At 53.6% G+C, this 12069-nt stretch carries 8 protein-coding genes; all 8 read right to left on the reverse strand.

The window, feature by feature from the left end; genetic code table 11:
• Positions 1–30: 30 nt before the first annotated feature.
• The 8 genes from D4100_RS08515 to glnS all read right to left on the reverse strand — a co-directional run bounded on the left by D4100_RS08515 (position 31) and on the right by glnS (position 11932).
• Positions 31–528, reverse strand: a complete 498-nt coding sequence (locus D4100_RS08515; protein ID WP_119804029.1) for a hypothetical protein — start codon at positions 526–528, stop codon at positions 31–33.
• 436 nt (positions 529–964) lie between these two features.
• Positions 965–2926: a glycosyltransferase gene (locus D4100_RS08520; RefSeq protein ID WP_119804031.1), complete on the reverse strand. Its 1962-nt coding sequence runs from the start codon at positions 2924–2926 to the stop codon at positions 965–967.
• Between the two features lie 2 nt (positions 2927–2928).
• Complete coding sequence (gene galE / locus D4100_RS08525) at positions 2929–3960, reverse strand: UDP-glucose 4-epimerase GalE (protein ID WP_006319936.1); 1032 nt, start codon at positions 3958–3960, stop codon at positions 2929–2931.
• 48 nt (positions 3961–4008) lie between these two features.
• The gene (locus D4100_RS08530) at positions 4009–5163 is read right to left on the reverse strand and encodes an MFS transporter (protein WP_119804033.1); all 1155 of its coding nucleotides are present in this window, start codon (positions 5161–5163) and stop codon (positions 4009–4011) included.
• A 72-nt stretch (positions 5164–5235) separates the two neighbouring features.
• Positions 5236–7893 (reverse strand): beta-N-acetylhexosaminidase, encoded by a 2658-nt coding sequence (locus D4100_RS08535; protein WP_119804035.1) that lies wholly within the window; start codon positions 7891–7893, stop codon positions 5236–5238.
• An 18-nt stretch (positions 7894–7911) separates the two neighbouring features.
• Positions 7912–8238: a ChiQ/YbfN family lipoprotein gene (chiQ, locus tag D4100_RS08540; protein WP_006319930.1), complete on the reverse strand. Its 327-nt coding sequence runs from the start codon at positions 8236–8238 to the stop codon at positions 7912–7914.
• Positions 8239–8285: 47 nt separating this feature from the next.
• The gene (gene chiP / locus D4100_RS08545) at positions 8286–9689 is read right to left on the reverse strand and encodes a chitoporin ChiP (RefSeq protein WP_119804037.1); all 1404 of its coding nucleotides are present in this window, start codon (positions 9687–9689) and stop codon (positions 8286–8288) included.
• A 578-nt stretch (positions 9690–10267) separates the two neighbouring features.
• Positions 10268–11932, reverse strand: a complete 1665-nt coding sequence (glnS, locus tag D4100_RS08550) for a glutamine--tRNA ligase (RefSeq protein WP_119804039.1) — start codon at positions 11930–11932, stop codon at positions 10268–10270.
• Positions 11933–12069 lie beyond the last annotated feature (137 nt).

The following is a 12069-nucleotide window of genomic DNA, read 5'->3' on the forward strand; positions in this document are numbered from 1 at the left end:
ATTTAGGTTACAGGAAAACTCATCCGTTATTTATTGACTGGACAGTGAGCAAGAGCTGTTCGACATGTTGAGAAGAGCCTTCCAGGCGATTTTGTTTGCCTGAGTACCAACAAGAAGTGCAGTACCATTAGAATTAACTAGATTGGCTGAACCTAGCCACCAGTTATTATGTGCCCCACTGCTACCCTGAGCCAGATAAATGAGCAAGTTATCAAATCCGCTAGTCTTAAATGAAATGTCCAGACCGAAGTAAAAATTCAGCTCTTCGGGTGTTTTATCCCATGAGTCTGAAGCGATTACCGTTAGCGACGAACCTCCGGTTACAGCCATAAAGCTCTTAGACACGGCAGAGGTTTTATGCCGACCGGCAGCGAAATTGATTTTCCAGCTGCCGCTACTTTGCTCAGTAATTGTGGGAGGCACATCAAAAGGTTGCCCCGAGCTAACATATGCGCTATTAGTTCGATATTCAATATTTTTAATTTCACTGTATGTGAGAATAAACTCATTATCTTGTTTTGTGGTCATATGTCACCTTGGCTAGGTTTCTGGAAGAAATAAACTCCGTCTGGCTCAGAAGCATAAGCAAAAACTTACTTATTAAGCATAGCGTAAAACAAAAAACATCAAGAAGAGAAAGACATATTTCTTGATTTACCCTCAATGTTCTATAATTTAATTTATCGATAAATAATTCCAGACATCAACTAATTGATGATAAATAATTATCAATACATCATTCCAAAGGAAAAACAAGGTCCTAATACGAAATAACAAATATGGAATTCCACCTCGGGCTTTATCCCTGTGTTTGCAGGACAAAAAAATCCCCGGACAGGCCCGGGGAAAATCACATCTGAAAGACAACAATCGCAGCGGCACTTCTCCGCGGTACTTCTCTCACTACCCACTTACACTCACTTCACCGTCAACTCACCCGCCGACACGCGGATGGGTAAACTCGTCACAATGCATATTCAAGCAACAGCAGCCGATCGAAGAAAATCGGCCAGGCATAGTCGAAAACGCCGCGAACGCGGAACCCTTTGTTCAGGTAGATTTGGCAGGCATCACTACTTTGCCATACGCACAGCACGATATGTTTTGCCCGGCGCTGCTGCGCGCGCTGCTTAATCAGGGCAAACATCGGGTTAAAATAGCCCTGCCCGCGGAACCGGCTCTCGATGGCCAGGCTGCAGATAAAGTAATCGCCCTCCGCGCTCTGTGTTCGCACAAAACCGTCGTAGGCTTCATCAAGCGGCTTTATTTCATCGCGATATAGAGAGTTCGCCTCAACGCCATACAATTCGTCAACGCTCGCCGCCGTGAAAAATCCGACAAACGCCCCGCACCGCTCGTAAGCCAGGGTAATCAGATCCAGATAGGGGTCAATATTTTGCGCCTGCTGCAGAGAGACCAGATCCATCCCGGCCGGGTTGCCGACGGAGCAATACTCCAGGTAGCTGGTGGCAAAAATCAGCTTCGCCATGCGGGTCTTGTCCGCTTCGTCCGCCTGCCGCCCAGGCAGAAAATGCAACCCGCCCTGCGATAGCGGCAATACCGCATCGCCCGCTCCAACGGTTGGTCGCCAGTAATTGCCTTCGTCGATCAGCCGCCGGTTATCGGTTATCAAATACTCGCCGAAAAGCCGGTTCACCCGATCCAGCGCGCGATCATGGGACAGCACCGAATAGTAATGATAGTGATCGATATCGGACCTTATCTGCGCCGGATAGGCCATGCGCGGCACCTCATCGACGGTAAATATTTCCGCATAACGCGCCAGATCCGTCGGTTGCTCAAGCTGCCAATCCACCTGATCCAGCCGGCTTATACACTGCCGATAGCTGCGCAGTTCGTCCTCCCCCAGCGGCAGCGTCTCATTGGTGATCACGTCTTCCAACAGGCGCATGCCGCGGATACCGCAGGTCACCGCCTGCGGAACGGCGTCATAATGAACTCCGTGCTCCTTGCAAAAGCTATCGTGGCTGAGGAAAGTCCTGCCGATGTGACGGCTCCACAACAGATAAAACGCATCGAACAACTTTCTTTCATAGACGGGGTTTTTATCCGGCACTTCACCGGTTTGCGCCGCATAGATTTGATCCAGACCCACCAATATTTTGCACAGCGCCCCGTCGCCGCTGCGGCCAATGATCATCCCGGTTTCATCCAGAAACAAATTCAACCCGCTGACGTGGCTGACTTCGCCATTGGGCAGGAGTTGAAGGTAATCCGGCACTTCCGGCTTCAGCAGGAAAAACGTCGCCGAACGGTGCGGGAGGGTGTCGATATCCATATACATTCCGCCCATTTCGATCAGGATCAAAAAGCGAAAGTAGTCAGAAAGCGTGGCGTAATAGCGCTTATCATGGAGTGCGTGGATAAAACCCAGGTTGTCGCCGACGCTTTTTTGCGCCAGTTCGCTAAGCGAATGCACCTGCAACCGGTGGTTGCCGGCATCGAACTCCCCCAACAGCCCACCTTCCACTTGCGCCGCGGGGGTAAAATACGCCTCGTTTTTGAGTTGCCGCGCATCCCATACCCAAAGCATCCCGACCCATTCGTCGGCGGTTGCGCTGCGAACAGCCTGCTGCGCATCTCCCCATTGGGAGATAACCTCTCTGGCATCGTCTGGAATGGCACCACCCAGCCAGATGCGGTGCAGCAATTTTTCCTGCGCGGCCAACTGGCGCGTAGGTACGCAGAATAATGAGGAGCACTGCGCAGCATCGAATAAATGCCCTTGATCAGCCAACCAGGCTCGCAGCTGGCTAACCCCTCGCTGGTATTGCCCCAGTAACGCCGGGGAAAGCTGGCGCTGATATTTCACGAACGCTAACTTCAGGTTATTAATCCAGGCCTCATAGTCGGCGCGAAACAGGTCACGCTGCATCAACCCCAAACGCTCGTCGTCAAGTTTCATCGTCAGCCTCCCACCAGCGGTGCACAAGAACCGTATCCCTGTGGATTTTTGCTCTGCCAATGCCAGGCGTCGCAAACCATTTTTTCCAGGCTTCTTTTGGCTTGCCAGCCTAATTTTTCCGCCGCCAGCGTCGGATCAGACCAGCACTCGGCAATATCTCCTGCACGGCGCGGGTTAATTTGATAGGCGATTTTAAATCCGCAGGCGCGTTCAAATGCCTGGATAATCTCCAGCACCGAATAACCTTTGCCGGTGCCCAGGTTATACACGTTAAAACCCGGCCGCAGATTATCCAGCGCTTTCAAGTGCCCTTCGGCCAGATCCATAACGTGAATGTAATCTCGCACCCCGGTGCCATCACTGGTGGGATAGTCGTTACCATACACCGGCAACACCGCAAGTTTGCCAATAGCCACCTGTGCCAGATAAGCCAGAAGATTATTGGGAATGCCTGCGGGATCTTCACCGATCAAACCCGACTCGTGCGCCCCGGCCGGGTTAAAGTAACGCAGCGCGGTGATCGCCATCTGCGGCGCGGTTCTGGCGAACTCCGCCAGGATCTGCTCCACAATCAGCTTGGAAGTACCGTAAGGATTCGTCGTCTGCCCGACGCGGCAACTCTCCGTCAGCGGGGTATATTCCGCCGGCCCGTAAACGGTGGCTGACGAGCTGAAAATAAATTGCCGCACCCCGGCATGCCGCATTCTGTCCAGTACGATCAGCGAGCCGGAAATGTTATTTTGATAATACTTCAGCGGCTCTTCGGTAGACTCTCGAACCGACTTCAACCCCGCAAGATGAATAACCGCATGAATATCATGCTGGCGAAAGAGATGATCCAGTAAATGATGTTCTTGAATATCCCCCTGATAAAAAATCACTTTTTTACCGGTCAGCCTCTCAACCCGAAACAGCGATTCCGGTGAACTGTTGGATAAATTGTCCAACACGACAACGTCCTCTCCCCTTTCCAGCAATGCCAATACGGTATGCGAACCGATATAACCGGCGCCGCCCGTCACTAATATAGCCATCATGTATCCTTGTTTGTGTTTAAAAATAAACGACTCACTCAGAAACCACTAAACTTCCCGAACTTTACACACCACGGGCAAAGCAATTAAAAGCAGTAACACGGCTAACAGATAAACGGAGGAATGCGGCCCGTACTCGGTCAGAACTCCTTGTAATATTCCGGCCAGGATCACGCCGGTTGAAATACTGTTGGTAAACAACGTAGTGGCCATTCCGGCCCGTTCAGGCATCAGATCCTGAAAATAGAGCATGCCGACGGTGGCGATAATGCCGATAAATATCGCGTTAAACGCTTGCAGGGCCAGCAACCCGCCGGCAGTGCTGAACCACGGCATGCCGGCATAAAACAGCATGCCGGCCACGATTGCGCCCGCCATCATCGGGCGCTTGCCCACCAGGTTCACATAACGCCCGGCCAGAATCATGATCGGGATCTCGACTGCGGCGGCAACGCCCATAATCCAACCGGTCAGACTCTGCGACAACCCCAGCTCGGCGGTGATATACAGCGGTACGTCGATCAGATACATGGCGCTGCAAGTCCACATCAATACCGAGGTGCAAAACAGCAGGCCAACGTCTTTGTCGAAGGCCCCTTTTTGCCGCAACGGCGGATCAACAGCGACGTTGCCCTCTTCGGTTCGCACCACGCAGGGCAATACCCACCAGGCCAACAGCGTGACCAACAGGAATATCCCAGCGGCAAACATAAACATGGCCGTAAAGCCGTACTTCATCACCAGCATAAAGGCCAATGGCGGGCCAAATACCCAGGCAAGCGAAAGCTGGGCGCGCATAATCGCGCTGAACATCGCCACGTTATGCGATGTTTTCTCCCCATACTCGCGCGCCAGCGCAAATAATTGCGGTATCGCCGTATTGGCGATGGCGGTTAACAGCACGCCCACCGTAATTAACGTCAAATAATTGCGGTTAAACGCAAACAGCAGGCAGTTGCCCGCAGCCAATAAATAACAGATTAAAATCAGATTGCGCCGGTCACGCTGGCGATCTGATTTTTTTGCCAGCAAGAAACTGACTGCAATGCCCGTGCCGGCGTTAACCGCATAAAAAAATCCGACCCATAACGACGAGACCTGCACTTCAGTAGTAAGAAACAGGCTCAGCGTCGGTATTTGCAGTGCGCCGGCAATACCGGAGAAAAAAGCGACCACCATAAACGTCAGCCGTATCGAATTCATGATTGATTACCGCCGAACGTTGCCGTTGAAAAAGAATGGCCCGCCTGCAGTCAGACGGGCCAGGGTTAAGGCTTACACTTTCTCTGCGCGGCTATAACGCTTGCCATCCGGGCTTACCGCCCGGATCTGCACGTCGCCGGTTACCGCAGGTTTGGCAGTAGCGTCATAACGCTGCCAATGTTTGCCGCCGTCGATGGAATACTCGATGCCCAGGCCCGGCAGCGAGATATTGGCTTCCAGTTTGCCGTCCAGCACGCGAGCGCCCGGAACCGGCAAGCGATAACTCACCCCGCCCTTGTCCAGTTTTGCCAACTCGCGTTGCCCCAGAATATTGGCAAAGCGCAACCAGTCCCGATCCAGTTTCTTGCTGTCGACAAAGTGAGTTTCCCCGCCTTTATACTCACGCCCCGCCTGGTAATCCTGTTCCCAGCCGGCGCGATGCCATGCGCGTTCAGCCACCGACAACGAACGAGGAAAGATCATGTATTCCATTTGCGGATCGGTACGTTGGGTTTCACTCCACATCTGCGCGGAGATGCCGTAAGCCCCCGGCCAGGGTTTGTCGCTCTTGGCGGTAAAGTGGTTGCCGTCGCGGTCAACCGAGGTTTCGGCGTTCTGCGGTAGGTTATTCGGCGCGAAACTGAACATTTTCCGTTCGTCGCTGAAGCGTGTCCCCCAGTAGTAGCCGCGCTCGTCCGGGTTCACCTCATACGGGAAGTCCATGTAGACGTAATCCGGGTTGGAAAGGATAACTTCGTAACCTTTGTTCGCCCAATCGTTCGCGCTATCAAAACCACCCCAATACAGGGTATCCCAGAAGTTCACCCCAACACGTTGGGTGGCGAATGCCTTGGCGTCTTTCGCATCTTTCAGGCCATCCTGCCAGGCCTGCATTCTGTCAATGCCGTGCGCCTTCACCAGTTGGCTGACTTCCAGCCCGAAGTAGCTTGGCAGGTGCTCCATATCGGCCACTTTGCCTTCTTTAATCATCGCTTGGCACACCTGAGATTTCGCCCAGGGTTTGTCTTCCTTGCTCTGATCGATGATGCCTTTGCCCGCCTCCGGCTTGGTCAGATTGGTATAGCCCGCGCCCAGACGAATGTTTTTCGCTTCATCGCCGCCAAAGTGCCAGGTGCGCAGCGGCTGCCCGGCCTCTTTGTGCATCTGGGCAATTTCGCCGATCACCTTGTCGACAAAGCGTTTGGATGAATCCAGGCACGGGTTCAGGTAGCTTTGACGGTTGAAGTACTGCACCGACGTGGTGTTCGAGGTATCGGTCGGATCCACCAGACGGAACTCGTCCGCCTCTTTCTCTTTCCCGGCGGCATGCAGTTTTTTGTAGCGCGCCTCCATCGAAACCACCGCCGCACGGGCATGTGCCGGCATATCGATTTCCGGGATCACCTCAATCTGGCGCGCCTGGGCATATTTGATAATGTCGATGTAATCCTGACGCGAGAAGAACCCGCCGTACACATCAGGCCCCTGGCCGTATTGCGGCAGCAGGCAGGTGGTTTCGCTCAGATCATGACAACGTTGCCCCCCTACTTCGGTCAACTCCGGCAGGCCCGGGATCTCGATGCGCCAGCCTTCGTCATCGCTCAGGTGGAAGTGGAATTTATTGAGTTTGTAAACCGCCATCTGATCCAGCAGGCGCAGCACCGCATCCTTCTGGTGGAAATTGCGCGCCACGTCGAGGAAGATGCCGCGATACTGGAAGCGCGGTGCATCTTTAGCGCCTAGCGTGGCGATGCTGGCGCTGCCGTCTGTCGGGACAAGCGATAAAATAGACTGCAGGCCATAGAACACCCCGGCCTGATCGAAGCCGATGACCCGAGTTTCCTTATTGCCAATCTTCAGCTCATAAGCGCCCGGCACCGCCAGCTCACCTTTAAATTTACTCGGTTGGATATCGGTTCTTATGGGATAACCGCCCGCATTATTCGTCACCCCCAGCAGCGTAAAGCGTTCAGCAACCGCGTCAGCCGCAGGCTTATTCAATGCGCTCAGTTCAAGCGCCACGCCTTTGCTCAGATCCACATCCTGCGGATGCACTTTCACTTCCAGCGGCGTCGGCACGATTTGGCCACGCAACGACGCTGCCGGTAAGGTTTTCAGCTCGGCGTTTTTAGTGAAACGAGTGGCCGGAGTCATCAGGATATTGTTGTCATCCCTGGTGCGCTTCCACTGGTCACCGGTAAAGGGTGCCACAAACCGGTTCAGATCTTCGGTATCGGTATTGAGCAGAATTTTTGGCTTGGCATCGCCGGAGGTCGCGTACCAGCGCGGTACGAAGTCGGTTTTAAACAGTTGCCAGTATTCCGCAATAATCGGAATTTCCACCGTTTTACCGGCCGGGAATCCGGTAAACTTGTCGGTCGGCTCCAGTTTGTACAGATCCCCGGTCACATGAGAGACGGTGAATTGGTCGTTATCCACTCTCATAGTCTGGCGGGCACTGTGAAAATAGATCGCCCAGTCCTGGCCTTTAATGTCCTGATTATCGTTGGTCAGGCCGATCAGGACTTTATTGCAGGCAGCCCAGTCGGCGCCCAGCTTACCGCAATCCAGACCGCTGTCGGCCGCGCGGTTGTCCACCATCTTTAAATTCAGCTTTAACTGGCCGAGTTGATCCACCAGCTGTTGATCGGCCATTGCGTTCCCCACGCCGCCAAACAATCCAGCGGTCGCCGTCAGGGCGGCAAGCGCGCTCAATTTGAATGTATTCATCGTTAACATCATCCTTAATTAATTGTTATTTTCGCGGATCTCTTGCCAAATCTTGCCGCATTTGGCGTCGTAGGCCTGCCCGTTACCGCTGTGGGCTGCCTGAATGCAGCTCTGATAATCCATCACGCGCACCCTTTCCTGCGCGGCAAACTGTTGGTGCTGCTTCTCTTGCCGCAGCACGTCCAGCACCGCCTGGCACGACTGCAGTTTTTCCGGCGAACCTTCCGCAGTGTTAATGCAGGCGCTGTACGCCTGTTTCAATTTGGCATCTTCCGGCGGTGCGGCGGGCTGCACACAAGCATTCAGCGTGACTACGGCGGCCAACGTCAGCATCATTTTTTTCATTGCTATGTCCCTTTTAAGCTTCCCCGGCGTCATCGCCGGGGAGGGCATCAGAAAATGGTGAATGGCGCGATAACCATGAATTTGACGTCTTTCTCATCCTGGAAGATGTTGCCGTAACCGCCGCCCCAGCTCGGGATGTTGGTGTGATTGTCGTACTGGGTGTAATGCAGTTTCAGCAAAGTGCCTTTGGCGCGGCCGTCCTGCACCGTGTACATGGCGTCCAGGCTCCAGGCGCTCTCTTTCAGGCGCTGGCCCTGATCGTAGATCGGGTTGGTGCTTGGTTTGGCATCCCAGGCATACACGTAAGAACCGCCCACCGCCATGCCCGGAAGATTCCAGTTGCTCAGGTCGTACATCACGCCGGCATAAACGGCTTTCTCACCGTTGGCGTTGAAGTCGGAGCGGTTATCCCACCACACGTCGAGGCGGCCATTGGAGGAAGCATAGGTTGGGGTCATACGCTGCAGGAAGAAGCCCTGATTGCCTTCGGCTTTAACCATGGTGCCTTCCAACCGCCAGTTGAACTGACCGGTGGTGTAGCCGAAGGTCAACGCCTGCAGCCAGGCCAGACCGTCGTAAATGCTGTTGGCATCGTTTTTGTCGTTGATGCGGTCTTCCGCGCCGTAGAACTGGTAGCTGGTGGTTAACGGGTTGCCTAACAGATCGAACTTATAAGATGCCTTGGTGAAGTACTGGTTTACATACCCCTGGGCCTGGCCGAACGCCGCTTCCAGCACCAGATCATTTTTGAAGTCGTACTTGGCGCCTAATGAGTGCAGGTAAGACACGCCGGTTTTTTTATCGTTTTGGCGGAAGTCGTCCATCTCGGTATGCCAAGGAGCCTTGTACTTGTTGGTCCACATGTAGGAGAAGCTCAACGCGCCGGCATCGCCGTAGTCAAACTTGGCGCCGGCCTCGGCCCCCTGATAGGTGCCAGGCATAAAGCTCCAGTGCGGCGCCAGCAGCGTCTGACCGCTTGGCTGGATATAACCGGCACGCGCCCAGAGCGGGCCGTATTTGAACTTACCGGCCGCTTTATACAGGCTGATGCCGCCTTTGTCGCCGCTGTAGTCTTCATCATAGGTACGGTTTTTCGAGGAGAACGCAATTTCGTTCGGGTGGCCACTGGCACTGGACTCGGCCAGCTCAATGGCGGTGAACGCGCCCACGTCCAGACCGAACATATCCCAGGCATAGCCCGAAGCGAAATCAAGGCTCAGGTTAGCCGTCGAGTGCGACAGGTTGGTGGTGTATTTATTGTAATCGTCACTGGTCGGATTGAGATCTTTACGGTCGCGCTCACGTTGCCAGTAATAAATACCGCCGGTCAGCGTGGAATCATCGACAAACCCTGCGGCTTTCGCCTCAGGGGCCATGGCAAACCCTGTTCCCAACAGCGCACCCGCGATAGCGAGCGCCAGCGTTTTACGCTGAGCACCGTGCGTACCCATAATGAAATTCCTCTTTGACTTAACTTTAAAAGTTGCAGCCGCCCGTGTTCACCACTGCCCTGCACGACTGCCAATAAAAAACCCAACCGGGTAAAAAATAGTGCGCGGGGTGAAATCCCCACAGCACTTATTGCTACAGCTAGACTATTTTTCGCGACGCGAATTATCAAATGAAAAATGAGAGAGATTTGTCAAAGTATGACAAAGAGCACATATCGCTGAGATTGTGTTACGTCGCTGTGCAAAGAGGGATTTGAATAAAAAATTCAATAAAATCAGAATAAATATTGATACCAGGTCAAGCAGAGACGATTAATGGTTTCAGCATAACAAAAACCATCAGCCAGAAAGGAAAAAATGAGAGCGCTCTCCAAATGACATTAATTCGCATCACGAATATATAAGGTAATGTTAACTGAATGAAGCCTTATATCAAGAAATTGATAATGAAAGGACGTGATGAAAATCTACAGCAGGGTTGATGAAATAAGGTATGTGCGCAGAGGAAAAGCGGTGAATGTCATTAAAAAAAAAGCGCAACCGAAGTTGCGCTTTTATCCGTCAGCGGTATATCACCCTCAGACGTCGATTTTCGCCCAGGTGTCACGCAGGCCAACGGTGCGGTTAAACACCAGATGCTCAGCCGAAGAGTAGCGGCTGTCGGCGCAGAAATAGCCTTCACGTTCGAACTGGTAGGCTTTTTCCGGCTGCGCGGCAGCCAGGCTTGGCTCCACGAAGCCATGCTTGACAACCAGCGACTCCGGGTTGATGGTCGCGAGGAAATCCTCTGCCGCCGCCGGGTTCGCCACGTTGAACAGGCGATCGTACAGGCGGATTTCCGCCGGCAACGCATGCGCAGCGGAAACCCAGTGGATCACGCCCTTCACCTTGCGGCCATCGGCAGGATCCTTGCTCAGCGTATCCGCATCGTAGCTGCAGAAAATGGTGGTGATCTCGCCCTCGGCGTCCTTCTCGACGCGCTCAGCCTTGATCACATACGCATTGCGCAGACGCACTTCCTTACCCAGCACCAGACGCTTGTATTGCTTGTTGGCTTCTTCGCGGAAGTCGGCACGATCGATATAAATCTCACGGCTGAACGGCACTTCGCGGCTGCCCATTTCCGGCTTGTTCGGGTGGTTGGGCATGGTGACCATTTCCACACCTTCGGCCCGGTTCTCGATGATCACTTTCACCGGATCCAGCACCGCCATCGCACGCGGCGCGTTCTCGTTCAGATCTTCACGAATGCAAGCCTCCAGCGCCACCATTTCGACGTTGTTATCCTGCTTGGTCACGCCGATGCGCTGGCAGAACTCACGGATCGAGGCCGCGGTATAACCACGGCGACGCAGGCCGGAAACGGTCGGCATACGCGGGTCATCCCAGCCTTCAACGATATTCTCGGTCACCAACTGGTTCAGCTTGCGCTTCGACATGATGGCGTACTCAAGATTGAGACGCGAGAACTCGTACTGACGCGGATGGCAAGGGATGGTGATGTTATCCAGCACCCAGTCATACAGACGGCGGTTGTCCTGGAACTCCAGCGTACACAGCGAATGGGTGATCCCTTCCAGCGCATCGGAAATGCAGTGGGTAAAATCGTACATCGGGTAGATGCACCACTTGTTGCCGGTCTGATGGTGTTCTGCAAATTTAATGCGGTACAGCACCGGATCACGCATCACGATGAACGGTGAAGCCATGTCAATTTTGGCTCGCAGGCAGGCGGTGCCTTCGGCAAATTCGCCATTACGCATTTTCTCAAACAGCGCCAGGTTCTCTTCCACGCTGCGGCCGCGATACGGACTGTCTTTGCCGGGTGCAGTCAGGCTGCCGCGATATTCGCGGATCTGCTCAGGCGACAGTTCGTCGACGTAGGCCAGACCTTTGTTGATCAGCTCAACCGCATAGTGGTGCAACTGATCGAAGTAATCCGAGGAGTAACGGACATTGCCGCTCCACTCAAAGCCCAGCCACTCGACGTCGTGCTTGATTGACTCGACGAATTCGATGTCTTCTTTTACCGGGTTGGTATCATCGAAACGCAGGTTGCACTGGCCCCGGTAATCCTGGGCGATGCCGAAGTTCAGGCAGATGGATTTGGCATGGCCGATATGCAGATAGCCATTTGGCTCCGGCGGGAAACGGGTATGTACCGACGCGTGTTTCCCTGACGCCAGATCTTCATCAACGATCTGACGGATAAAATTGGTTGGGCGGGCTTCAGCCTCACTCATTTGACTATTCCTCAATGCAAAGCGCTACACATAACCGCCTATGATCCAACAAGCCACGCCCGGAAACAACCGTTTGTTTCACGAAAAATGCAGGGCTCTGCACCGCAATAGACCACGGCACCACAACGGGGCAAATT

Origin of the sequence: Serratia inhibens (genome assembly GCF_003591175.1) — a bacterium.
Taxonomy (GTDB): domain Bacteria; phylum Pseudomonadota; class Gammaproteobacteria; order Enterobacterales; family Enterobacteriaceae; genus Serratia; species Serratia inhibens.

Excerpts from the sequence above, each read along its gene's own strand:
- D4100_RS08515 (WP_119804029.1), bottom strand. The coding sequence starts at position 528 with ATGACCACAAAACAAGATAATGAGTTTATTCTCACATACAGTGAAATT.
- D4100_RS08520 (WP_119804031.1), bottom strand. The coding sequence starts at position 2,926 with ATGAAACTTGACGACGAGCGTTTGGGGTTGATGCAGCGTGACCTGTTT.
- galE (WP_006319936.1), bottom strand. The coding sequence starts at position 3,960 with ATGGCTATATTAGTGACGGGCGGCGCCGGTTATATCGGTTCGCATACC.
- D4100_RS08530 (WP_119804033.1), bottom strand. The coding sequence starts at position 5,163 with ATGAATTCGATACGGCTGACGTTTATGGTGGTCGCTTTTTTCTCCGGT.
- D4100_RS08535 (WP_119804035.1), bottom strand. The coding sequence starts at position 7,893 with ATGAATACATTCAAATTGAGCGCGCTTGCCGCCCTGACGGCGACCGCT.
- chiQ (WP_006319930.1), bottom strand. The coding sequence starts at position 8,238 with ATGAAAAAAATGATGCTGACGTTGGCCGCCGTAGTCACGCTGAATGCT.
- chiP (WP_119804037.1), bottom strand. The coding sequence starts at position 9,689 with ATGGGTACGCACGGTGCTCAGCGTAAAACGCTGGCGCTCGCTATCGCG.
- glnS (WP_119804039.1), bottom strand. The coding sequence starts at position 11,932 with ATGAGTGAGGCTGAAGCCCGCCCAACCAATTTTATCCGTCAGATCGTT.